Consider the following 24,288-nt stretch of genomic DNA (forward strand, 5'->3'; position numbering starts at 1 on the left):
AAAGACTAGAAACAGCACCTCTTGCAAGCATTAGGAAACAGAGGGGCGCGGCAAAGAGCGTGCGGAGCCTCACGAAATCGTCAATTCAAGAATTTTTTGCCCGCGCTTTCTTGACAATTTGAGCGTTACCCGCGATCTGTCTGTGCAACGAGAACAAGTCTAGAACGCCAGAATTTATTGAGTACGCCACGCATGTCTAAGCCCGAAAAGCCACAAAGGTTTGCCTCCGCATGTCCTCACGATTGCCCATCCACCTGTGCAATCGAGGTCGAAGTACATGCAGATGGGCGTGTAGGCCGTATTCATGGTACGCGTGACAACGATTACACCGCTGGCGTCATCTGCGCCAAAGTCGCCCGCTATTCCGAACGTCTCCATCATCCGGACCGTCTGACCAAGCCACTGCGCCGCACAGGCCCCAAAGGCTCCGGCCAGTTCGAGGAGATCAGCTGGGAAGAGGCGCTACAGGAAGTTTCCGCAAAGTTCTTAGAGGCTGAAAAAAAGCACGGCCCGCAAACCGTGTGGCCATATTTCTTCGCGGGCACCATGGGTCTTGTTCAGCGCGACAGCATCAACCGCCTGCGCAACGCCAAAAGCTACTCCGGCATGTACCAGACCTTCTGTACCAATATGGCGTGGACAGGATATATCGCAGGCACCGGCAAGCTCGCTGGGCCGGACCCGCGTGAAATGGCTCTTGCCGATGCTGTGGTGATCTGGGGCACCAATCCGGTGGCGACACAGGTCAACGTCATGACCCATGCCATTAAAGCCCGCAAGACCCGTAAAGCCAAGATCGTTGTCATCGACGTCTATAAGACCGAGACCATGAAACAGGCAGACATCGGCCTTGTCCTGAAACCGGGTTCCGACGCCGCACTCGCTTGCGCTGTCATGCACGTCCTGTTCCGCGACGGCTATGCCGACCGCGCTTACATGGAAAAGTACGCCGACGCACCTGCCGAGTTGGAAGAACATCTGAAGATACGTAGTCCGCAATGGGCCAGCGAGATCACAGGTCTTTCCGCAGAGCAGATCGAAGAACTGGCCAAACTGGTCGGTCAGACCAAGAAAACATATTTTCGTCTCGGCTACGGTTTCACCCGCCAACGCAACGGCGTGGTTTCCATGCATGCCGCCAGCTGCATCGCGGTTGTTGGTGGTCACTACCAATATGAGGGCGGCGGCGCGTTTCATAACAACGGCGCCATCTACGGCCTTAACATGGCCATGGTCGAAGCCCACTCGCTCCACGACAGCTCCATCCGCAAACTCGACATGTCTCAGGTTGGTCGCGTGCTTACCGGCGACAGTGAAGCACTCATGGATGGCCCTCCAGTCACCGCCATGTTGATCCAGAACACCAATCCGGTGTCTGTGGCTCCTGAGCAGACCCTCGTGAAAGAAGGCTTTGCTCGCGAAGACCTGTTCACCGTGGTCCACGAGCAGTTCATGACTGAAACGGCGCTCATGGCTGATATCGTCCTGCCTGCAACCCAGTTTCTGGAACATGACGACATCTACAAAGGCGGCGGACACCAGAACCTCCTGTTCGGTCCGAAACTTGTTGACGCCCGAGGCGAAGCCAAACCAAACCTTTATGTGCTGAACGAACTCATTGAACGCCTCGGCGGTGAAGATCACGAAGCGCACAAGATGAGCTCCCGCGAGCACATCGACTGGATGCTCAAGAACTCCAAGTATCCGGGTGGCCTTAAAGAGCTGGAAGAAAACCGCTGGCTCGACTGTCAGCCCGACTTCAATGAGGCCCACTACATAAACGGCTTTGGCTATGAGGACGGCAAGTTCCGCTTCAAGCCGGACTGGGCGAAGGTGCCTGCACCAAACAACGGACCAATGGGCCCATGGCAGCAAATGCCAGCCTTGCCGGATCATTGGGACATCAATGAGTTGCCGACCAGGGACTACCCGTTCCGCCTCGCCACATCTCCCTCACGCTCGTTCCTGAACTCCACGTTCAACGAGACCCCAAGCTCTGTGAAGAAGGAAGGCCGTCCAACAGCCATGCTGCACGCTGACGACGCTGCCGCGCTGGGCGTGGAGGAGGGCGACAAGATCATCCTCTCCAATCACCGCGGCGAAGTCATTCTGCACGCCTCCGTGGGTGATCGACCTCAAAAGGGTACGCTCATCGCAGAAGGCATCTGGCCCAACGCAGCGCACGAAGGTGGAAACGGCATCAACACCCTCACCAGTGCCGACCAGACAGCTCCGTTCGGCGGCGCTGCCTTCCACGACATCCACGTTGCTCTAAGAAAGGCGTAAGAACGCGCAAAGGTCGGTCCTATCTGTGGTGGTGTGGTGAGTAATGAAGTCGCGCCTGCGTTAGCGGCCTACCTGCGGACAAAGGTAACGCTCGCGAATGCGGTTAGTAAGTACCTAATGTTAGATATGACAAGCACTTAAATGTCACCGTAGACAGGCTTACCTTTCACGTAATCATCAAGTATGCCAACAATGCGTTCATTACTAAGGAAATAGATCCAACCATTTCCACCGCGGACAATCAATCCTGCGAACGAGAGAATGAGAGAGTCTTTGCCTAGCTCTGATGTAAAGACACCACCACCACTCATACCGTCAAGCGGATTACCGTCGTGTTCGTACTTGAATGTGCCCAACATGCTTCTTTGATTATCTGAGTATGCAACAATTTCGCCTGGAAACGCGGTGACATCATGGAGTGACAGTGAGTATTTTGTTGTATCGAATGGTGCGTCATATCTATATCCAACAGCAATTCCTAGGGTTCCCATTGGGAGCTTCCTCTTTTCCGCTACGGGGAAGAAATATGATTGATGTTTGTGTGAATGGAAATGGGGATGAACTACCGCTATGGCAATGTCATTAAGATCATCTTCTGTTTTATGAGTAGGTAGTAGTAAGTCGCAGATCGGGATGTTTGTTGTGCCTCCTTCGTAATCTACATAAATACATAAATTATTGATTGATTGACTTAAGTCTAAGTCGTTGCTTAGTTGGGAGTATTGGTGTCGAGTAAATGCGGCGAAGTACTTACCAGAATATTCGAGCAGTACGCAGCTTCCCACCCTGCGAGGAAATGTGACAAATTCTTTATCAATAGCTCGTGTCTCAGGAATAAGGCTTTGCGCTTTAAGGCCATATTTCCCAAATTCGGGGTCCGTGCTTTCCATTGAACCGATAGGTCGAATGCTCCAGCTAAGTTTTTCAAAAGCAACTCTATTCGGTAGGTGCAGTTCTCCCATTTGAACGTATCGATATTTGTATAAATCAATTGCCTTCGCCAACGCTCAGATCTTCCCGTGAAATTTGTGCTTAAATGAAAAATATGCACTGTAACACACCTTATTAAAATGCATTTTGACTGCAAACAACTATCCTCTGTAACTACACAGCTGTTCGGCATATCGAAGCTACCAAAGATACGTTATTATCTGCTAATTATACCTTCTCATTCTCGTCCAATACAACTCGAGGCGTCATCTGTCTTGCGTCTATTCAAGCAAGTGAATGATCATTTCCAGTCTGAAGGATCACATTTCCCAAGCGTTCATTGCTACAATTGAAGCAAGTGTTAGTTTCTGAAAGACTACTTTGGGCTGTGACGCCTGAAATGTTGCCGATTAAAATCCTGCTTGGTATGATCTCTGTAGGTTGATTTGTGCATGATGCATGTAGATGATCCAAGTTTGTGGTTAAACTCGATGCCTTTGAGCGCAAGTTTGCAGATTTCGCTTTCAACGCAGAAAAAACGCAAATCGCGCAATTGAACGCACATAGTAACGCAAACGAAAAAAAGGCCGGAGACAGAAGCGTCTGCGGCCTTTTTTGTGTCTCTATCTAAGAGCCTTATCTCATTAACAAATAAGGCTTTTATTGTCCTGCTTGGCGCCTTCAATCTTCACGCGAAAGCCATCAACGGAAGCTCTGCCACTGGCCACAGCCTCCAAGGCCTTCGGATAGATCTCATGCTCAACCGCCAGCACACGCGCTGCCAGATCATCCGGGTTATCCCCGTCCAGAACGGGGACAGCTCCCTGCGCGATGATCGGACCCACATCCATTTCCGCTGTTACAAAATGCACAGTCGCCCCATGAATGCGAACGCCTTCCTTCAACGCTCGCTCATGCGTATGCAGACCCGGAAAGCTTGGTAAGAGAGCAGGGTGGATGTTGATCATCCGGCCTTGCCACTGGCTTACGAACCACGGTGTTAGCAAACGTAAAAAGCCAGCCAGAACAAGCAGATCTATGTTGTGCTGTTCAAGCATCGCATTCAGATCACGCTCAAATGCCTCACGGTCCTTGCCATAAAGCTTGTGATCCAACGCAAAGGTGGCAAAACCTTCGTCAGCAGCGCGCTCCAGCCCCTTTGCGTCAGGTCGGTTGGACCCCACCACAACGATTTCCGCTGGATAATCAGGGGCTTTTGCTGCCTCAATAAGAGACAGCATGTTGGAGCCTCGCCCTGAAATCAAAACACCTACGCGTTTTTTAGGCTGCGTGCTCATTTCGCAAAACCCAGCGAGCCGTCAAACACAACCTGCTCAGCTCCATCCTGCGCAGCTTCCAGTTTGCCAAGCGTCACAACAGTTTCGCCTTCACGCTCAAGCACGTCGCGAACAGCATCGGCTTTGTCTGCCGCAACCGCGACCACCATGCCAACACCGCAGTTGAAGGTGCGCAGCATTTCAAACTGTTCAATGCCGCCAGCTTTTGAGAGCCAGCCAAACACAGCAGGAGAGGAAATAGCAGAAAGATCAATCCGTGCAGCAAGCTCGTCAGGCAGAACACGCGGCAGGTTTTCAGGAAGACCACCACCAGTGATGTGAGCCAAGGCTTTGATGCCATTGGTTTCTTTTATCGCGGCCAGCAACGGCTTCACATAAATGCGGGTTGGCTCCATCAGCGCTTCGCCAAGCGTTTTGTCTGCATCAAATGGAGCTTTGTCAGCCCATGTCAGGCCGGAAACTTCAACGATCTTGCGAACCAGAGAGAAGCCGTTGGAATGCACACCGGAGGAAGCCAGACCAAGCAAAACGTCGCCTTCGCCAATATCCTTGGACGGCAGCAGCGTTCCGCGCTCAGCCGCGCCAACGGAAAATCCAGCCAGATCATAATCACCAGCCGCATACATGCCCGGCATTTCAGCCGTTTCACCGCCGATCAGCGCAGCGCCGGAGATTTTACAGCCCTCTGCAATCCCCGCCACAACATCGGTCGCCATGTCCACGTCCAGCGCACCAGTGGCAAAATAATCAAGGAAGAACAGCGGCTCAGCACCTTGCACCACAAGGTCGTTCACACACATGGCAACCAGATCTATCCCCACACCGCTATGCACGTTGGTGTCAATCGCAATCTTAAGCTTGGTGCCCACGCCATCATTGGCCGCCACAAGAACAGGGTCTTTAAACCCGGCGCCTTTCAGATCAAAAAGACCGCCAAAGCCGCCAATGTCACTGTCAGCACCCGGGCGACGCGTTGCTTTAACCAGTGGGCTGATCCGTTTGACCAGTGCGTTCCCGGCGTCGATATCGACCCCCGCTTGTGAATAGGTAAGGCCGTTATTACCGTTCTGGTCCTGGCTCATGGATACTGCTCCGCATCATCAAGAGTATAGCGGCATGACCGCCTATGTAATTTGGCGGCATAAAAACAAAACTGTAGGGAATTGCAAGGCCGAAAGGGGAAGGAAACCACGCTGGTATCTCAGAAAAACGCAGATCTGTGCAGAACCAGCTAAGCTTTTGCAAATTAATGGAGCTTTGAAAAACTCTTCATTTAGGGGAAAGTTTTTCACCCCTCTCAAAGATGCTCCGAAATTAAGCGGGCGAAAAGGTGGAGTAGCTACTCTGGCAAACCTGATGCTGCGACTTGACGTAATCAACCTATGGAAACTACAACCATCTTAAATTTTAAAGATGCCTCTGTGAGCGACCGCGCTGCCGGATAACAGGCAAGCTGATGGGCTCCATGCCTCCACCTGGAGATAGTTTATGAGTACAAACAAACGGTTATTCTTCTGGTTGCTGGCTTTTATAGCCTTCATCCTGTTCTTGTCGGTGTTTCAAAGCATCCTTCTACCGTTTGTCGCAGGTATGGCCTTGGCCTATCTTCTCGATCCAATTGCGGATTATCTGGAAACCCACGGGTTCGGGCGTATCTGGGCAACTGTTACGATCCTGCTGATATTCCTGATCGTTTTCACTGCAGCACTGCTGATCCTTCTGCCAATTCTCGGCAAACAGCTGATCGCGTTTCTGGACTACCTGCCTGAACTGGCCGGAAATCTTGAAAATTTGCTGCGCGAAAGCCTTGGGCCACAAATGGACAGACTTGCAAACCTGTCAGGCCAAACCAACAAAATCGACTGGGGTGCCTTCGTCGGGCAGGCCGCAAACTTCGTTGGCGGGCTGCTGTCGTCCATCTGGAGCGGCGGGCAAGCACTTATTTCTATCATCGGTCTTGCTGTGGTGACACCAGTTGTCGCGTTCTATCTCTTGCTCGACTGGGACAACATGATCGAACGCATCGACAGCTGGCTGCCACGTGACTACCAGCAAACCATCCGCGCACTGGCAAGTGATATGGATTCAGTAGTCGCCGGGTTCGTTCGCGGGCAGGTGATGATGTGCCTGATATTGGGCACCTTCTACGCTGTCGCTCTGTTACTTGTTGGCCTGAAATTTGGCCTGTTGATCGGTCTCACAGCTGGCTTGATCAGTTTCATTCCTTATGTCGGCGCGATTGTCGGCTTTGGTCTGTCAATTGGTGTTGCTTTGGTCCAGTTCTGGCCTGATTATTTCATGATCGGAGCGGTGCTGGGCGTGTTTGTTGTTGGTCAGTTCCTGGAGGGAAACGTCCTTCAACCCAAACTTTTAGGTGGAAGTGTCGGTCTTCACCCTGTCTGGCTCATGTTTGCACTGTTCGCTTTTGGTTCTTTAATGGGATTTGTGGGGATGTTGATAGCAATTCCAGCTGCAGCAGTGGTTGGGGTACTAGCAAGATTTGCTCTCAGGCAATATCTTGCAAGTTCGCTATATGCAGGCCACTACAAAAATACCAATAAGACGGAAGGACTGGAATGACAGGATCGACAGGGCCACAACAATTGCCTTTGGTCTTGCCCCATGAGGAGGCTTTGGGGGTTGATGATTATCTGGTTTCAACGTCAAATCAGGCTGCATTCAATCTGATTACCAATTGGCCGGAGTGGCCATCTCCGATCGTAACCCTGCAAGGGCCGATCGGATCGGGTAAAACACATCTGGTCAACGCATGGCAGGAGCTCAGCGGAGCTCAGATCGTGGGCGGGGATGAACTGGAATTTCTTGACCTGACGGCATTGGCAGAAGCCGGCCCGGTCGCGGTTGAAGACCTGCATGCAGGTTTTGATGAAGCATCTTTGTTCCATCTGTTCAACGCAGTACGCCTGTCCGGTGGCAACATGTTGATGACCACCCGCGAGTGGCCAAACACGTTTGACCTTAAAACCAAGGATCTGGCGTCCCGTTTTCGGGCGGCGACCCCGGTGCAGGTGGAAGAGCCAGACGACATGCTGCTCGCAATGGTCATGACCAAACATTTTTCAGATCGTCAGGTAACTGTTGACTCCAGTGTGATAGATTACCTCGTGATAAGAATTGAACGGTCACTGGATGCAGCACGCAACGTTGTAGACATGCTGGACAGACATGCATTGGCGAAGGGTCGAAAGATCTCCCGCGTCATGGCCTCCAAAATTCTGGAGAGCATGGGCGAGTAGGAACCAGGGCGTATCTCCGAGAAGTGGTTGCCGGTTATCGGCTCCAGATACGCTTGTAAATAATGCTGAGAGCTTGCTGCTGCACTGCAACATGCTCTAAGCTTTATTTTCCCGTCAAAAATGTATGGTCTAAATGACCAGAATCATACAACGGACAGCGCAATCGTCAGATATTCTAAGGGCGAGGTGCGCCCATACAGGTGACCCGGTCCACGGGCTGCGGAGGTACATGGAATGAATGAGTTTACGGAAATGAACGCTTTGGAAGACGAGACCACTGACACCGCAGATTTTGAGGTGAGTGCAGGGCTGGCTCTGATGCAAAAACCAGAGCGCTTTGTAAACCGTGAACTCTCGTGGTTGCAGTTCAACCGCCGTGTTCTGGAAGAATCCATGAACCCGAGCCATCCGCTTTTGGAACGGCTCCGGTTCCTGTCCATCTCTGCCAACAACCTTGATGAGTTCTTCATGGTGCGTGTTGCTGGCCTGCGCGGTCAGCAGCGAGCGGATGTGACGACCATTTCTGATGATGGTCTGACCTCGACAGAACAGCTGGAGCAAATCTCTGTTGAGGTAAGCAAGCTTCAAAGTGAGCAGCAAGCCCGCTTCCGTCAACTGCGCTCTGAGCTGGCTGATGAAGGTATCTTCATCGTTGAAGCGCAGAACATGAGCCAGTCTGAAACGGATTGGCTGGAAGACTACTTCCTTCAGCATATTTTCCCGGTTCTGACCCCGTTGGCTATTGATCCGGCGCATCCTTTCCCGTTCATCCCAAATCTGGGCTTTTCGCTGATCCTAGATTTGCGTCCGGTGGATGGAGGCGCAGGTATGACTGCGCTGCTGCGTATGCCAAGCCAGATTGGCCGCTTTGTTGTCCTGCCAACACCGCGTGATGCCGGGCCAAAAGCAACACGTTTCATTCCAATTGAGACGATCATCTCGTTGTTCATCGGCAATCTCTTCCCCGGATATGAAGTTTGCGGCAAAGGCGCGTTCCGCGTCTTGCGCGACTCCGATTTGGAAATCGAGGAAGAAGCGGAAGATCTGGTGCGCGTTTTTGAAACCGCCCTGAAACGCCGCCGCCGCGGATCTGTGATCCGCATGGAAATTGAAGAAAGCACACCAGAAAGTCTGCGTGCCTTCGTTGCAAATGAGCTTGAAGTCACCGAAGAGGAAACCTTCCTTGCCAACGGTCTTTTGGCGCTGAATGACCTGTCTCAGGCTGTGAACGTCAAACGCGACGACCTCAAGTTCCCGCCATACACCCCACGTTACCCGGAACGCATCCGCGAACACGGCGGGGATTGTTTTGCGGCTATCCAACAAAAAGACATTCTCATCCATCATCCCTACGAGAGCTTCGACGTTGTCGTTCAGTTCCTCCGCCAAGCCGCTCAGGACCCGGATGTCGTCGCAATCAAGCAAACGCTGTACCGTACATCCAACAACTCCCCGATCGTCAAAGCCCTTGCAGAAGCTGCAGAAGCTGGCAAATCCGTCACCGCGCTTGTCGAACTCAAAGCCCGCTTTGACGAAGAAGCTAACATCCGTTGGGCGCGAGATTTGGAGCGCGCTGGAGTACAGGTCGTCTTCGGCTTCCTTGAGCTGAAAACTCATGCGAAAGTCTCCATGGTTGTCCGCCGTGAGCAGGGTGGTTTGAGAACCTACTGCCACTTCGGCACCGGCAATTATCACCCAATCACAGCACGCATTTATACCGATCTGTCCTACTTTACCGCAGAGCCAGCAATGGCACGTGATGCTGCTAAGGTGTTCAATTACATCACAGGTTACGCAGAGCCGGGCGAGCTGGAGCGACTGGCCGTTTCTCCAATGAGCCTGCGCAAGCGCATCATTCAGCACACAGAAGAAGAGATTGCCCACACCAAGGCAGGCCGTCCGGGTCAGATCTGGATGAAGATGAACTCTCTGGTAGATCCTGGTGTCATTGATGCATTGTACCGCGCCAGTCAGGCAGGGGTACAAATTGATCTGGTCGTGCGCGGTATTTGCTGCTTGCGGGCAGGCGTTCCAGGGCTCTCTGACAACATCCGCGCGAAATCAATTGTGGGAAGATTTCTTGAGCACAGCCGTATCTTCTGCTTTGGCAATGGTCACGGGTTGCCCTCTGATGAAGCCCATGTCTATATCTCATCAGCGGATATGATGCCGCGCAATCTGGATCGTCGGGTCGAGACCCTTGTTCCTGTTAAAACGCCAACAGTACACAAGCAGATTCTTGATCAGATCATGGTTGCAAATCTAGAAGATAATCAACAAAGCTGGCGTCTGCTTCCAGACGGTAGTCATGAGCGCATTGTTGCAGAACCAGACGAAGATCCGTTCAACGCACACAAGTTCTTTATGACGAACCCATCTCTGTCTGGTCGTGGTAGCTCGCTACAGGGCGATAGCCCAAAACTTTTTGTAGAACGGCCGAATAGTGACAGATATCTCGACGAGTGATGAGCCTCGAGGACGATTTGCAGACCCGGGACCAATAGCAATCATTGATATTGGTTCCAACTCTGTCCGTCTTGTAATTTATGAAAGACTGGCGCGTAACCCGACAGCGTTGTTCAATGAAAAAATCCTGGCAGGACTGGGGCGCGGCGTAGGCGCAACAGGTCGTCTGGGCGAAGAAAATGTCGCCACTGCACTGCGTGCACTGGTGCGGTTTCGCCGTGTTTGCGATCATGTGGGTGTCATCAAACTGCACATTCTGGCAACAGCAGCAGCTCGCGAAGCTGAAAATGGCGCCGAGTTCATTGCAAAAGTAGAAAACATCTGCCGTGCCAACGTTCAGATCCTGTCTGGCCGTGATGAGGCATTCTACTCAGCAATGGGGGTTTTCTCCGGTTTCTGGCGAGCAGATGGCCTTGTTGGAGATTTGGGCGGCGGATCATTAGAGCTGGTCGACATCAGTGCACATGGCATCGGTGACGGACGCACATTTCCGCTTGGCGGCATTCGGCTGCAGGAAGCCTCAGAAAAAGATCTGGCACTGGCCAATGAGATCGCCCGTGAAGAGCTGGAAAAAGCCGACTGGTTGGGTAAGGCAAAAGACCGCAATTTCTATGCGATCGGCGGAACGTGGCGTTCACTTGGCCGTTTGCACTTGTATCAACAGGGCTATCCGCTGCATGTGATGCATGACTACACAGTGCCTGCTGAAGTCATGATTGATTTCTGCGAACAGCTCATGCGGGATGACCTAAACAACGAGCCAAGCATTCAGGTGATCTCAAAAGCGCGTCGTGGATTGTTGCCATACGGTGCAACGGTGATGCGGCAGACCTTGTTGCATTGTCAGGCAGATCAGGTCGTCTTTTCTGCACTCGGCGTGCGGGAAGGGTACTTGTATGATCAGCTTGATGAAGACGGTAAAAAGCAGGACCCTTTGCTCACCGCAGCCCACGAGTTGGGTGTGCTGCGTGCCCGTGATCCCTCATATTCAGCCGAAGTGGTTGAGTGGAGCGAGCAGGCCATGCGTGTGGCTGGTGTGGACGAAAGCGAAGGCGAACGTCGTCTGCGCATTGCGGCCTGTCAGCTAACGGATATCGGCTGGCGTGCGCATCCGGACTACCGTGGTCAGCAATCACTGAACATTATTTCTAATGGCGGCTTTGTGGGCATTGATCATGCGGGAAGGGCGTATCTGGCACTGACAGTGTTCTATCGCTACGAAGGCCTGATGGATGATGCGCTTTCGCCTGCCATTCGCAATCTGAGTAATCCACGCCTCATGAAGCTGGCACGTATGCTTGGCGCGACGCTGCGTGTTGCAGCATTGATCAGCGCCTCCATGAATGGCGTGTTGCTCAAGAGCAAGCTGTCGCTGGTGAACGACAAACTCGTGCTGGCTCTCCCGACAGAACTTGCAGACATGCAAGGGGATCGTTTGACCAAACGCCTGAACCAACTCGGACGCGTTATGGATCTGGAAGCCGAAGTCAGAGTGCTCTAGGAAATCTGAGATAGATGCAAGAAAGCCCCGACAAGTTTTGCCGGGGCTTTTCTTATTTATCAGTAAGTTATGATGAGTAGTGGATTCAAAATCTTAATCAGACTTTGGTTTGTTGTTCTTGTTGCCACCACGACGGCGAGAGCTGTTTTCAACACGCTCAACCGGTTCACCTTGTTCACAAATGACGACCTGACGGCCATTAAAAGCAAGGCCGATTTCGCCTTTTTTCAAGCGCAGCGCATCTTCACCAAAAAGCTCTCGGCGCCAGCCGGAAAGCGCCTGAACCTGCGCATCTCCACTTGATGCAATTTTATCCAGATCATCGACCGTCGCGATAACTTTTGGTGCCACACCAAAGCTTTCGCTCTTCATCTTCAAAAGCACCTTCAGCAAATCAACAGCTGCAGACGCTCCATCTGGAGAAGGCCGCCCTTTTGGAACTTCTGGCAGATCGTCCTCAGAAATCTCCATAGCGCGTTTTACCGCGTTGAGAATGTCCTCAGCATGTCTGGAACGTTCAAAGCCACGTGGGATTGTGCGTAAATGTCCCAAAGCTTCAGATGTCTGAGGCTTTTGTGTTGCAACCTCAAAAATCGCATCATCTTTGATAACGCGGCTACGAGGAATGTCACGCTTTTGCGCTTCCTGTTCACGCCAGAAGGCCAGTTCCTTTAAAACAGCCAGATCGCGTGGTTTGCGAACGCGCAACTTCATGCGCTGCCAGGCCTTCGCAGGATCACTGCGATAGGTATCAATGGAAGACAGCGTTGCCATCTCATCTTCAACCCAGTGGTTGCGGCCCTTCTGTTCCAGTTGCTCTTTCAGGAACTGGTAGACGTCGCGCAAGTGGGTCACATCAGCCAGTGCATAAGCAAGCTGTTTGTTCGTCAATGGACGCCGGGACCAATCTGTAAACCGGGATGATTTGTCGATCCGCTCACCCGTCACTTTCGAAACCAGCTGGTCGTAGGAGACTGAATCCCCAAAGCCACAAACCATGGCTGCAACCTGACTGTCGAAGAGGGGTGAGGGCACAAAGCCACCCAGATGGTAGATTATTTCAATATCTTGCCGTGCAGCATGGAACACCTTCACGATGTCCGTATTGCGCATCAATGCAAAAAAAGGTTCAAGATCCAGATCTTCAGCCAGAGCATCAACCAACACAGCATTATCTGGATTGGCAATTTGAATGACGCAGAGTTTTGGCCAGAAGGTCGTTTCCCGCAAAAACTCGGTATCAACTGTTACGAAATCTGAATTAGCAAGCTTGGCACACGCTTGCGCAAGCTCTTCTGTAGTTGTGATCATCTTCATGGTGTCAAAGTCTATAGCGTAAGCGAACGGGCTTGTCCCTATCTAAGTTTCTCGTTTTCTCATCAAGTGGTTGCAAATGTCGATTTTTGCTCTCTCCGAACCAAAGGGTCGCAGCAAGAGCCTCGCGAAAACCACGTAGGTAGAGGAAACTCGGGAAATGTCCGCAAGAAACGGCGCCAAAGTTACAGACTTACTTGACTTTAGGAGGCTGACATGTCTTTTCCAGCCGGATGACCTTTTGACGAGGTCAACCAGTTTCTGAATTTTATGATTCACTAGATTACCACTGAGGACGCTATGCATCGTTATCGAAGCCATACCTGCGGAGAGCTGCGGGCGAATAATGTAGGTGAAACCACTCGCCTTTCTGGCTGGGTGCACCGTGTACGCGATCACGGCGGCCTGCTGTTCATCGACTTGCGTGACCATTACGGCCTTACGCAGTGTGTTGTTGATCCGGACTCCCCAGCATTCAAACTGGCTGAAACCGTACGTTCCGAATGGTGCATCCGCATCGATGGTGACATTAAGAAGCGCTCTGACGATACCGTCAACAAGGGCCTTGGCACCGGCGAGATCGAAATCTTCATTCGTGATATGGAAGTTTTGGGCGACTCTCAAGAGCTGCCGCTGCCAGTATTCGGTGAGTTGGAATACCCAGAAGATATTCGTCTGAAGTACCGTTTCCTCGACCTGCGTCGCGACACTCTGCACGCAAACCTGATGACACGGACTAAGATCATCAACTCCATGCGTCGCCGCATGAATGATGCTGAGTTTAACGAATTCCAGACACCAATTCTGACGGCTTCTTCTCCTGAAGGCGCACGCGATTTCTTGGTGCCTTCTCGTATTCACCCTGGTAAGTTTTACGCGTTGCCACAGGCTCCTCAGCAGTTCAAACAGCTGCTTATGATGTCTGGCTTTGATAAATACTTCCAGATCGCACCTTGCTTCCGTGATGAAGATCCACGCGCTGACCGTCTGCCAGGCGAGTTCTACCAGCTCGACGTGGAAATGAGCTTTGTCACTCAGGAAGACGTGCTGACCACCATGGAACCAGTTATCCGTGGTGTGTTTGATGAATTCTCTGAAGGTAAGCCAGTTACCAAAGAATTCCCACGCATTCCTTACGCAGAAGCGATACGCAAATACGGCTCCGATAAGCCGGATCTGCGTAACCCGATCGAAATGCAGGACGTGACTGAACACTTCGCAGGCTCCGGCTTCAAAGTGTTTGCACGTATGATCGAGAGCGATCCAAAGGTTCAGGTCTGGGCAATCCCAGCTCCAAAGGGCGGTTCCCGCGCATTCTGTGATCGCATGAACTCATGGGCACAGAGCGAAGGCCAACCAGGCCTTGGTTATATCTTCTTCCGTAAAGAAGAAGACGCAATCGCCGGTGCTGGCCCAATTGCGAAAAACATCGGCGCAGAGCGCACTGAAGCAGTCCGCACCCAGCTTGGTCTGGATGAAGGCGATGCGGTGTTCTTTGCAGCTGGCGATCCTAAAAAGTTCGCAGACTTCGCTGGCAAAGCGCGTACCCGTGCAGCTGAAGAGCTGAATCTGATTGATGAAGACCAGTTCGCACTGTGTTGGATTGTTGACTTCCCAATGTACGAATGGGACGAAGAAAACAAGAAAGTTGACTTCTGTCACAACCCATTCTCCATGCCGGAAGGTGGAATGGACGGCCTCAACAACGTTGAGCCTCTTGAACTGAATGCCTACCAGTACGACGTTGTCTGTAACGGTTATGAAATCGGCTCAGGCGCGATCCGTAACCATCAGGTCGAAGTCATGAAGAAAGCCTTCGAAATTGCTGGTTACGATGAAAGCCTACTCGAAGAGAAATTCGGTGGCATGTTCCGCGCATTCCAGTACGGCGCGCCTCCACACGGCGGCATGGCTGCTGGCGTTGATCGTATCGTTATGCTGCTTGTTGGTGCAAAGAACCTGCGTGAGGTGACCTTGTTCCCAATGAACCAGCAGGCACAGGATTTGATGATGGGTGCTCCGGGCGATGTGTTCCCGGCACAGCTGCGCGATCTTCATATCCGCCTGAACTTGCCAGAAGCATAAGAGCCGCTGGCAGAAAAGCAGGTATGGCGGTTCACGTCATAATGTTATAAATCTCATGGAAGGGCGGTCGTAGATCTACGGTCGCCTTTTCATCTTCTACCGGTAGCAAATTAAGTCGTCATACTTAATTTCGCTGGAAAAGCTGAGGGTTTTAGGTGTTCGACGCCATAAGCAAAAAGCTGTTTGCGGATGAAGAGGGCGCTCCCAGCCTTATTCGCCGCCTTCTCCGAGAAAATTTCGGGCAATACAAGTTCCAATACATGATTGCGTTTGGCTTCATGATTGTAGCTGCCGCAGCAGGTGCTGGCAGTGCAGCTATCATGAAAAACGTGATCAATCAGGTCTTTATCGACCGTGACATCACCATGGTCTACATCATCTCCGGCGCGGTGATGACCATCTTTCTGACCAAAGGCATAGCGACCTATGGTCAGACTGTTGTGCTGAGCAGGATCGGTAACTCGATTGTCGCCAAGCTCCAGCGTAACATGTTTGAAAAAGTGACCCGATTGGGCGTCAGATATTTCGACCACACGACATTTGGTGATCTGGCCACACGATTTGGCCACAACACAGGCGCGGCACGCGGTGTTATGGAGCTGATCATCCTTTCCGCTGGACGGGATGTTATGTCGGTAATCGGTCTGGTCACTGTCATGGTCTGGCAGAATCCGCTGCTCTCACTCATCTCTCTGGGCATCATGCCTCCGGCTGTCTATGCTGTTTCCAAGCTTGTTCGCCGTGTGAAGAAGATTGCAAAGAGCCAGTTTGTTTCTCAGACAATCATTCTTTCCTTGGTAAAGGAAATGGCTCTGGGCATTCGCGTTGTGAAGTCCTTCAACTACGAAGCAAACATGCATGCGGCGATGGACAGCGCGGTCTCCAGCGTCGAGCAACAGTCCAACAAGATTGCGAAGTTGACTGCCAGAACATCGCCATTGATGGAAACTCTGGGCGGTATCGCGATTGGGATTATTATCCTCTACGGTGGTTATAGTGTAATTGCCTTGGATCAGGATCCGGGAGCATTCTTTGCCTTCATCACAGCACTTTTGCTTGCATATGAGCCAATTAAACGCCTCGCTCGCTTTCAGGTTAATCTGAATACAAAGCTTGTTGGTGTGCGCCTGATGTACGAGCTTCTGGATATGCCAGAAGAAAATCAGAGAACCTTAGACAAGCCTGACATGAAGGTCACCAAAGGACGGATCGAGTTCAAACAAGTCGAGTTCGATTATGGTGAGACGAAAGCTCTGAATGGCCTGAGTATGGTCGCAAACTCAGGTGAAGTGACTGCCCTTGTTGGTGCATCTGGAGCGGGTAAATCAACAGTCTTCTCATTGATTGAGCGTTTCTATGAAATTGATGAGGGCGGAATTCTGATCGATGATCAAGACATTCGTGACTTCAACATGGAAAGTCTGCGCAGCAATATCGCAATCGTGACACAGGATACGTTCCTATTTGATCGTACGATCAGAGAGAACATCCTTATCGGCCGTCCTGGCGCCACGGATGAGGAAGTGATTGAGGCTGCAAAGAATGCAAATGCCCACGAGTTCATCGAGAAGATGGAAAAGGGTTACGAAAGCAATGCAGGCGAGGGTGGTACACGCCTTTCCGGCGGCCAGCGTCAGCGCTTGGCGATCGCACGGGCAATGCTTTCTGATGCACCCATTCTATTGCTGGATGAAGCGACGTCTGCTTTGGATGCTGAGTCCGAAAATAAAGTACAAACCGCGCTTGCACGCCTGATGAAGGGGCGTACGACACTCGTGATTGCGCACCGTCTTTCAACCGTTCGTGATGCGGATACCATCCATGTGTTGTCGCATGGCAAACTCTTAGAGAGCGGCACGCACGATCAGTTGTATGAGATGGATGGTTATTACAGGCATCTGTGTGAACTCCAGTTCACCAATAGCAATCAAGTAACTCAAAAAGCGTCTCCGGACGCTTGATAAGGCCGACTTGAAGCGCCGTCGAGCTTTTGCAAGGCTCTTCCAGATTACAAAAAGGCCGCTGTGATATCACCTATCACAGCGGCCTTTTTGATTTCATCCTGTCTGAGCTTACTCGGTGTAGCTCACAGTTGCGCCCAGCATTTCAGGAAGCTGTTGAGGTGCAAGAGCCGCAATACCTCCAAGCTGCATGATTGGAACTGCTGTCTGCGGAGCAAGTGTCACGCGGATGTTGGTTGGCTTGGCAGCAAAGCTCTTAGCTGCTTGTGCCAGTTCCAGAGCAAATTCGGTTTCAGCCAGTGGACCAGCCTGCTGGAGCGTACCATCAATCATCATTGAAGCCAGCAATTCAGCAGGAAGACCTGCTTGCTCTGCCTGAGTTGCAAGAAGTTCACTGATAAGCGGTGAATCCATCACTTCGATCTGTGCGCCTTTGAAGGTCGCCAGAGCCACAACAGCTTCTGCCTCCTGTGGGTTTTCAAAGAGAGAGCGTGGAATTCCGCCAAGCTGAATGTCAGCACGAAGTTTTATGCCGTTTTCAAGCTCAAACTCGAATTTTTCCAGAGACAGATCCTGAGTGTTCTCATCCCACGCAATCTTGAAGTCCTGTGTGAGGTTAACACGCTCTATGCCAAGACGGTCAAGTACACCCAGAACCATCGGCTCTTGAAGGAGTGCAGCATCAAAGCTCAGACCACCAATGACTTCAGACAGGCTTGTCGGGATAGGCCCAATGTGATTGCCCATCTCAATAGTAAGCTCACCAAGGGAGACTGGTGTTGGCAGATCTTTTGCCTGCATGTTTAGGCCAGCAAGAGAAATGCGTCCGATCGTTGGAATGGCCTTCATCGCAGCAGCAGGATCAGCTTCTGCCGCAAGAGTGCTCTCAACCATGGTACGCAGGCTAGGCCATGCAAGATCAGCTAGTTCAAAGCTGTCCAAGTCAAACACTGCATCGTCGCCTTCTACAGCACCATGTAAGCCTTCAAGTTTGACTTGACCAAGACTGTTTGTTGTCAGGTCTGTCGTTGAGGCGTGTTTCAGTGATGCTTCAAAACTTGGTGTTTGGGTGTCTTTCATGCGAGCGCGGATTGGGTCCCACGCTTTGATGACCATGTCGTTTATGTCTGAATATGCGACGGAGTATGAGCCGAGCGCATCAAGCATACTGAAAATCTGATCAACGGCCTCTTCTTCCTCTGGCTTGTCTTTGAGGCTCTCAAACGCAGCCCAAAGCTTGGCAGCATCACCACCTGACATGCGCACATCTTTGGTGGTAGTTTCACCAGCACTCACTTCTAGAAAACCGAATGGCTCCGAGGCACTACCTCCCTCGGTTTTCATAGTGGTTGAGAAACTACCCACGCGATATTCGCTCAGCAGCTTATCAGAAGGAGCTTCTCCTGCACCAAGAAGCGCCAGAAGAGGGCGGATGTCTTGATCTTTTACAGAAAAGTCATTGTATACCGTTTCAGAAACTGTAGAGACCTCACGGCCATCAGTCACCATTGAAGTTGTTGTCTTATATTCAACTTCTTCAATTGTAGTCAAAGCCACAACACCATTTTCTGCGCCGGAATAAACGCCGTTCTTAATAGTGTATGTCCCTGTAAGTGCATCAGCCATTGCCATGTCAGCTACAACTTCAGCAAAGCTACTGCGGTCATAAGAAACACCGGTTGCAGCGGCGAGTAACTGCTGAAACTCTTCTGCTGTAACGCCATCTGACAGAACGGGAAGGTCAACCCAGTTCACAGAATATCCGGAAATGACATAATCTTTGGCGGCAGCAACGACTTTAACGGCATCCTTGGAGGCTTGAGCCTCTGCAACATTTTTGAAATTCTCTGCTTTCTCAAAAAAGCCGAGCTCAAGCTGCATCTTGTCGGTTGTTACGGTATCAAAGCTGAACGTATCACCGTCACGCGAAGAACCATCATAAATCGCCTTTGGCGTCTTGATGATGTAGTAGACGCCAAGGTTAGGCTTGTCTTCATCGAGGGAAAGAGTGAACATTCCTTCGATTTTATGATCAAGAATTTCGGTCTTTGATCCGTCTTCTATCGCCTTCGCATATGTTGCAGTTTCTGCGCCATTTGCAAGGAACCAGTCATTGTACTTATCAATGAGGTCTGATGCAGGACTGGAAAGAGCAGGCTGGGCGGATAAACCTAATACAGTGATTGAAACAGCAAAAAATCCCTGCCGTTTGAAATTTTGGAAAGGCATTAAATAAACCTTTTATGGCTAGTAGGAGGGTTCCGTGCTAGTTTACATTTGCTTGAAGGGCGATGCCAAGCAAAGAAATGATGGAAGCGGGGGAAATCGCAGATACCCCAAGAATTTGTGTTACGCTTATCGGTGCCTTAGGGGTAGCACTCAGCGTGATACTCTGCGGATTTTGCAAGAAACTATAAATCGCTTCCGTAAACTCCAGCTGCTTTGCGCGATCAGGAATTTTCGCAAACTGCTTTTCTGCTTTTTCCGTCAATTGCTGTGTATAGGCAGAGCGTGATTGTCCGTGTCGGTGAGCTTGACGTTCAAGCATGTCATCCAGACTACCTTCATCGACGAGTGAGAGATTGAAACTGGAGATGGCTGCGCTCTGTAATAAATCCAGGGCAATGACGTTATCCTTAGTGGCAAGCTCGGTGATCTGCTCAACAACTGTATCTGTAAGGCCTTCCAGTTTCAGGGAGACCTGTACAGAGAAAAGATCTTTCAGCACAACAGCTGCACTCGGAATGTTGACTTCGCCCGTGTCGCCATTCCACTCACCTTCAAAGTCGATATCTGCATCCACTTGAGTCAGGCCCAACTCATCAAGCATTTGCTGTTGTGGTGGTGCAAACATGGATCGGCTCAAAACGATATGAGCAACCTGAACACTGGCAATGATAGGGAAGCCGCCATTGTTGACGTCAAAGTCGATACTGACCCGCTCAATAGGCATAGATTGGCCCGTTGAACGATCCTGAAACAACAGTCCCATAATCTCTGCAGTGGAATAGAGTGACATGGGGAGGTTTGATGCTGGATTGCTTAGATCATTGGCATTGGGAAGATAAAGATCCGTAATCGCGATCTTGTCTGCCGTGAAGTTGAAGTCTGGTTCGTCAACCTCGAACTTCGAAGCTGCAAATGCCCCGACAAAGATGCGCCCATCACTTTCCACGGATGCCTGAGCCAGTGCCAGATCACCAATCTTGAAACGCTTTGTCTGATCTACCTTCGGATAACCTTCAATACCGCCAATAGAAAGCACGTCATTGTCGACAGTAACCGGTCCTACATGCGTCAAGGTCAACCCGCGGTCCTGAAGGTTCTGAAGAAAGGCTTTTGCGACAGCATTATCAGTATTGATCTGTGCTGATGCTGTAAGAGCAAAGCAGCTGCTGAAGAGGAGGGCAAAGAAGAATACCAGGAAGGCACGATGGCGACGTAACTCAGAACTGCGCATAGCTCGGCTCCAGATTGACCGCTAAGAGGCATTTGGGTGCTAAGCTGGCATATTGAGAGTTAGGGGCGCGTGTATATCACTGCAAAAAGTCAAACCACTCTAAGAGAAAACATAGTGGAACCCTGCATTTCACAACCATTTTGGAAAGCATCTGGGGATCGTTTAGGGTGTTTGGATGATTTTTACAGTTTTAAGTAAGCCTTAATCATAGAAATAGGTAGCCGTATTTTGCATTTTTAAGGTCGTGGTTGTGTCTCGCCATTATTTCGTATTTGTCCGCGCAATTTTGGTTGCTTTGGGATTGGCGCTCTTGCCATTGCTCATTGGCAATATGATCCTTGAGAACTTCGCGATGCACCAGGCGCGAAACGAAATGAACGCGATCGCAGATCGTTACATCTCAAGAAGTGAGGCCGCGATTTCCGGTGCCGTTGAAATACTGCGCCAGATGCAGGTGAAAGGTCTGATCTCCTGTACACGCCAAAATCAGGGTGAGTTTGAAAAGACCCTCTCAGAAAACGTCATTATTAACGCAATAGGGATCGTGGATCACCGCGGTGTCCCCATGTGTTATGTGCCGGCTCAAGTTCGCCGCGGCAACAGTATTCTGCCGGCAGTCAAGCCAGATGCCCCGCGCGTTGGAATTGGTATGTCCTGGATGGAGTATCAGGGTATACGCACAGCGTTGGTCTCCTGGAAACTTAGAAATGGCTGGCGTCTGGTTGCTAATATTTCTCCAACCGTACTCGCGATTGAACCGGGGCCAGATTATCTGCGCCATGCTTCTGAGATCGAAGTCCGGTTAGGGCGTGATCATGTTTGGGTCAATCCGGCAAACAACAGCAACCTTCCTGTCATCATGGGCAGCAACTTCATTGAAGAGTTTGCAGCATCAACGATCTACCCGATTAATGTGCGGATCCGAAGCGATCGTAATGCGGTCATGAGTCTGGTAGGCGAACTCAAGATCGTGGCTGTGATCGCCTGTTCAGGCATTGCTATTTTCCTGATTGCCTTGGGCGTCTGGCTTTCCTGGAAGCCTGAAAAAGATGCAGAAGACGACTTTGTTGCCTCCATCCGTAACAACGAATTCATACCGTACTATCAGCCTGTCGTAGACATCGTAACTGGTGAGCTACAGGGCTGTGAGATGCTGATGAGATGGCAACTTACCAACGGTAAAATAGTCTCTCCGGGTCAGTTCATGACCTATGCAGAAACCTCGGGCCATATCTTCGAGATGACCCGCAGCATCATGCGCCAGTCCATTGATGATCTGGGAGAGTTATACTCTCAGCACCCGGAACTGAAGCTCTCGGTCAACCTCTTCGCAGGCCATTTTAATGATCGGTCTATCGTAGATGATTTATTGGACATCTACGAAGACTCTCCAATTGCGCTCAATCAGGTTGTTATGGAAGTGACAGAGCGTCAGCCTCTCGAAGACATTGATCTGGCGAGAAAGATCATCGCAGAGCTACAGGCCCATGGCATTCGTGTCGCGCTTGATGATGTGGGAACAGGTCATGGCGGTCTGGCTTACTTGCAAAAGCTGGGCATGGACATCGTCAAGATCGATAAGATGTTCATCGACCCATTAGGTAGCGAAGAGAATGCCTTCCGTCTTGTCGATGCCATAGCCGAACTCGCAGATACCATGAACATGGGCATCATCGCAGAGGGCGTTGAGAAGTATGAACAAATTGTACTTCTGCGCGAACTCGGGGTGTCTTCTGCACAGGGCTACATCTTCTCCAAACCATTGCCAGCCCGCAAATACCTTGAATTTGCGGAGGACATCTTCACAGATAGACGCAATCCGGTGAAGGTGCTTGAAGAAAAGAAGCAAGCTTCTGATGAAGCACTGGATCAGATTGTTGCTCAAAACAACGTCGACTAACCCAACTTAACTCTATTTCAACACGGCTCAGATCAATGCCCACTGACGGGTATAAATCATGCCGTTATGCGCATAACTTATGGTAGTATGTTGAATAATATTAATATATTCCATAATTATATGTAGTGCATGTTTGAAAGACTGCTTCACCGCACTTTCTAGCAGCCTTGGCTATCTCCCAAAAGCTCAGGAAAGGGAGGCGAAAGACAGTATTCTACGGAAAGAAGCAACTAGAAAAGAAATATTCACTCGCACGCGGTTTATTAGCTGCATGTGCCTCAGCACAGCCTTCAGCTTGGGTTAGCCTTTGCCAACCTCATTAATCGGAGCAAGGCGAACGATGAACCAGATCATAAAGGGTGCGGAATTGGAGAGCGCAGTTCCTGCAAATGTCTTTGTAGAAACAGTAACGGAAGTGACCCATTTCACGGACCGCCTTTTCCGGTTCAAAATCACGCGTCCTTCAAGCTTCAGATTCCGCTCTGGTGAATTCGTCATGATCGGTTTGATGATCGACGGAAAGCCGCTTCTCCGAGCCTATTCCATTGCCAGTCCGTCCTGGGATGAAGAACTGGAGTTCTTCTCCATCAAGGTTCCGGACGGCCCATTGACCCAGCACCTGCAGAAGATCAAGGAGGGCGACCACATCCTTCTGAAGAAGAAGTCCACCGGAACACTTGTGCTTGACGCTCTGTCTCCGGCAAAACGTCTTTATATGTTCTCATCTGGAACCGGCATTGCTCCATTTGCCAGCCTGATCCGCGATCCTGAGACCTATGAGAAATTTGATGAGGTGATCCTGACTCACACCACACGCGAAATCTCTGAGCTTCGCTACGGAGAAGAGCTGGTGGCCGATATCAGCAATGATCCGCTGATTGGCGAAGTTGCAGCTGGCAAGTTACATCTTTACAACTCCGTCACCCGCGAACGCTTCAAGCGGGAAGGGCGCATCACTCATCTGATTGAAAGCGGCAAGCTCTTTAACGACCTGTCTGTTCCAGTCTTAGACGTCGCAGAAGACCGGGCCATGATCTGCGGTTCCATGCACATGATTGCAGATACCAAGACATTGTTGGAACAACGTGGTTTCAGCGAGGGTGCCAACAACCATCCAGGTGATTTTGTTGTTGAACGTGCGTTCGTGGGCTAAACCACCGCGCAATATGTGATAGCTCATCTCTATTGCATTGGAGATGAGGTCACGTGGGCAAGAAAGTTTCATCTGAATATCTGCGCCGGGCAGCGCTGCATTATCTAAACAGATACAATACGTCGGAAGACAGTCTGCGACGTGTTCTCAAGCGCAAAATAGACAAACGTGCCAGAGAAGCGGATGAAGACCCCCATGAGTTCTATGAGTTGATTGAACCTGTGGTCACGTTTTGCCGTGATCACAAATTTGTCGATGACCTTCAGTTTGCACAAAGCAAAATCAGATCGGCGACACTCAAAGGCAAATCAAGCTCCCGAATAAAGCTGGAGCTGAATGCCAAAGGTGTGTCTGGAGACGATATTCAGACAGCTTTTGACGATGAAAACCATGACGACCAGCGCGCAGCGATTGCCTATGCCAAACGAAGGCGCTTTGGGCCGTGGCGGACAAAGCCTAAAGAAGAGCGGCGGGATAAAGAGCTTGGCAGTTTGATCCGCGCAGGCTTCCCCTTTTCGCTCGCTCAAAAGATCATTGATATGACCTTGGAAGAGGCTGAAGACATCATCTACGGGCCTGTTTCCTGAAGCTTTTCGTCAAATCCTCTGAAAAATCCCGAAAGCCTTTTGTGAGCGCAGCAATAATTCTTCTCTAGATTAGTCTGATCTGCAATCAAT

At 50.8% G+C, this 24,288-nt stretch carries 17 protein-coding genes; 11 read left to right on the top strand and 6 right to left on the bottom strand.

Annotation, left to right across the window (positions count from 1 at the left end; genetic code table 11):
- Nucleotides 1-192: 192 nt before the first annotated feature.
- Nucleotides 193-2,286, top strand: a complete 2,094-nt coding sequence (locus tag PsWM33_RS06055; protein ID WP_063299561.1) for a molybdopterin-containing oxidoreductase family protein — start codon at nt 193-195, stop codon at nt 2,284-2,286.
- A 137-nt stretch (nt 2,287-2,423) separates the two neighbouring features.
- Here the strand turns inward: PsWM33_RS06055 and PsWM33_RS06060 are convergent, their stop codons facing one another.
- The 3 genes from PsWM33_RS06060 to purM form a co-directional block, all read right to left on the bottom strand.
- Nucleotides 2,424-3,290 (bottom strand): hypothetical protein, encoded by an 867-nt coding sequence (locus PsWM33_RS06060; protein WP_063299562.1) that lies wholly within the window; start codon nt 3,288-3,290, stop codon nt 2,424-2,426.
- Nucleotides 3,291-3,860: 570 nt separating this feature from the next.
- Nucleotides 3,861-4,514, bottom strand: coding sequence for a phosphoribosylglycinamide formyltransferase (purN, locus tag PsWM33_RS06065; RefSeq protein ID WP_063299563.1), 654 nt, complete (start codon nt 4,512-4,514; stop codon nt 3,861-3,863).
- Entirely contained in the window at nt 4,511-5,596 is a 1,086-nt protein-coding gene (gene purM, locus PsWM33_RS06070; protein WP_063299564.1) for a phosphoribosylformylglycinamidine cyclo-ligase, read from the bottom strand. Before purM ends, purN begins: the two co-directional genes overlap by 4 nt.
- Here purM and PsWM33_RS06075 point away from each other — a divergent pair.
- The 5 genes from PsWM33_RS06075 (at nt 5,595) to PsWM33_RS06095 (ending at nt 11,738) form a co-directional block, all read left to right on the top strand.
- Nucleotides 5,595-5,918, top strand: coding sequence for a hypothetical protein (locus tag PsWM33_RS06075; protein WP_153039902.1), 324 nt, complete (start codon nt 5,595-5,597; stop codon nt 5,916-5,918). The two genes, purM and PsWM33_RS06075, sit on opposite strands and share 2 nt — an antisense overlap.
- Before the next feature lie 84 nt (nt 5,919-6,002).
- Nucleotides 6,003-7,094 carry an AI-2E family transporter gene (locus PsWM33_RS06080; protein ID WP_057465336.1) on the top strand — a complete coding sequence of 364 codons (1,092 nt, stop codon included), beginning with the start codon at nt 6,003-6,005 and terminating at the stop codon, nt 7,092-7,094.
- Complete coding sequence (locus tag PsWM33_RS06085) at nt 7,091-7,771, top strand: DnaA ATPase domain-containing protein (protein ID WP_057465335.1); 681 nt, start codon at nt 7,091-7,093, stop codon at nt 7,769-7,771. Before PsWM33_RS06080 ends, PsWM33_RS06085 begins: the two co-directional genes overlap by 4 nt.
- 252 nt (nt 7,772-8,023) lie before the next feature.
- The gene (locus PsWM33_RS06090; protein WP_208980945.1) at nt 8,024-10,237 is read left to right on the top strand and encodes an RNA degradosome polyphosphate kinase; all 2,214 of its coding nucleotides are present in this window, start codon (nt 8,024-8,026) and stop codon (nt 10,235-10,237) included.
- A complete protein-coding gene (locus PsWM33_RS06095; RefSeq protein ID WP_063299565.1) occupies nt 10,215-11,738 on the top strand; it encodes a Ppx/GppA phosphatase family protein in 1,524 nt (507 codons plus the stop codon). Before PsWM33_RS06090 ends, PsWM33_RS06095 begins: the two co-directional genes overlap by 23 nt.
- A gap of 93 nt (nt 11,739-11,831) precedes the next feature.
- Here PsWM33_RS06095 and rnd read toward each other — a convergent pair whose 3' ends face one another.
- A complete protein-coding gene (gene rnd, locus PsWM33_RS06100; RefSeq protein ID WP_063288472.1) occupies nt 11,832-13,055 on the bottom strand; it encodes a ribonuclease D in 1,224 nt (407 codons plus the stop codon).
- Nucleotides 13,056-13,352: 297 nt separating this feature from the next.
- Here rnd and aspS point away from each other — a divergent pair, with 297 nt between their 5' ends.
- Both aspS and PsWM33_RS06110 read left to right on the top strand, forming a co-directional pair.
- On the top strand, nt 13,353-15,137 hold the full coding sequence (gene aspS / locus PsWM33_RS06105; RefSeq protein WP_063299566.1) for an aspartate--tRNA ligase: 1,785 nt from the start codon (nt 13,353-13,355) through the stop codon (nt 15,135-15,137).
- A gap of 155 nt (nt 15,138-15,292) precedes the next feature.
- Entirely contained in the window at nt 15,293-17,098 is a 1,806-nt protein-coding gene (locus tag PsWM33_RS06110) for an ABC transporter ATP-binding protein (protein WP_063299567.1), read from the top strand.
- Nucleotides 17,099-17,209: 111 nt separating this feature from the next.
- Here PsWM33_RS06110 and PsWM33_RS06115 read toward each other — a convergent pair whose 3' ends face one another.
- Entirely contained in the window at nt 17,210-19,327 is a 2,118-nt protein-coding gene (locus PsWM33_RS06115; RefSeq protein WP_063299568.1) for a hypothetical protein, read from the bottom strand.
- A 37-nt stretch (nt 19,328-19,364) separates the two neighbouring features.
- Entirely contained in the window at nt 19,365-20,558 is a 1,194-nt protein-coding gene (locus PsWM33_RS06120; RefSeq protein ID WP_063296564.1) for a hypothetical protein, read from the bottom strand.
- 250 nt (nt 20,559-20,808) lie between these two features.
- On the opposite strand from PsWM33_RS06120, the gene PsWM33_RS06125 reads away from it, so the two are divergent.
- The 3 genes from PsWM33_RS06125 to PsWM33_RS06135 all read left to right on the top strand — a co-directional run bounded on the left by PsWM33_RS06125 (nt 20,809) and on the right by PsWM33_RS06135 (nt 24,198).
- Nucleotides 20,809-22,458, top strand: coding sequence for an EAL domain-containing protein (locus PsWM33_RS06125; RefSeq protein ID WP_063299569.1), 1,650 nt, complete (start codon nt 20,809-20,811; stop codon nt 22,456-22,458).
- Nucleotides 22,459-22,798: 340 nt separating this feature from the next.
- A complete protein-coding gene (locus PsWM33_RS06130; RefSeq protein ID WP_063296566.1) occupies nt 22,799-23,611 on the top strand; it encodes a ferredoxin--NADP reductase in 813 nt (270 codons plus the stop codon).
- A 53-nt stretch (nt 23,612-23,664) separates the two neighbouring features.
- Nucleotides 23,665-24,198, top strand: a complete 534-nt coding sequence (locus tag PsWM33_RS06135) for a regulatory protein RecX (protein WP_063299570.1) — start codon at nt 23,665-23,667, stop codon at nt 24,196-24,198.
- Nucleotides 24,199-24,288 lie beyond the last annotated feature (90 nt).

The organism is Pseudovibrio sp. WM33 (assembly GCF_001623165.1).
GTDB lineage: Bacteria > Pseudomonadota > Alphaproteobacteria > Rhizobiales > Stappiaceae > Pseudovibrio.

Excerpts from the sequence above, each read along its gene's own strand:
- PsWM33_RS06130 (WP_063296566.1), top strand. The coding sequence starts at position 22,799 with ATGAACCAGATCATAAAGGGTGCGGAATTGGAGAGCGCAGTTCCTGCA.
- purN (WP_063299563.1), bottom strand. The coding sequence starts at position 4,514 with ATGAGCACGCAGCCTAAAAAACGCGTAGGTGTTTTGATTTCAGGGCGA.
- PsWM33_RS06055 (WP_063299561.1), top strand. The coding sequence starts at position 193 with ATGTCTAAGCCCGAAAAGCCACAAAGGTTTGCCTCCGCATGTCCTCAC.
- PsWM33_RS06120 (WP_063296564.1), bottom strand. The coding sequence starts at position 20,558 with ATGCGCAGTTCTGAGTTACGTCGCCATCGTGCCTTCCTGGTATTCTTC.
- PsWM33_RS06080 (WP_057465336.1), top strand. The coding sequence starts at position 6,003 with ATGAGTACAAACAAACGGTTATTCTTCTGGTTGCTGGCTTTTATAGCC.
- PsWM33_RS06085 (WP_057465335.1), top strand. The coding sequence starts at position 7,091 with ATGACAGGATCGACAGGGCCACAACAATTGCCTTTGGTCTTGCCCCAT.
- aspS (WP_063299566.1), top strand. The coding sequence starts at position 13,353 with ATGCATCGTTATCGAAGCCATACCTGCGGAGAGCTGCGGGCGAATAAT.
- PsWM33_RS06075 (WP_153039902.1), top strand. The coding sequence starts at position 5,595 with ATGGATACTGCTCCGCATCATCAAGAGTATAGCGGCATGACCGCCTAT.
- PsWM33_RS06115 (WP_063299568.1), bottom strand. The coding sequence starts at position 19,327 with ATGCCTTTCCAAAATTTCAAACGGCAGGGATTTTTTGCTGTTTCAATC.
- rnd (WP_063288472.1), bottom strand. The coding sequence starts at position 13,055 with ATGAAGATGATCACAACTACAGAAGAGCTTGCGCAAGCGTGTGCCAAG.
- PsWM33_RS06090 (WP_208980945.1), top strand. The coding sequence starts at position 8,024 with ATGAACGCTTTGGAAGACGAGACCACTGACACCGCAGATTTTGAGGTG.
- purM (WP_063299564.1), bottom strand. The coding sequence starts at position 5,596 with ATGAGCCAGGACCAGAACGGTAATAACGGCCTTACCTATTCACAAGCG.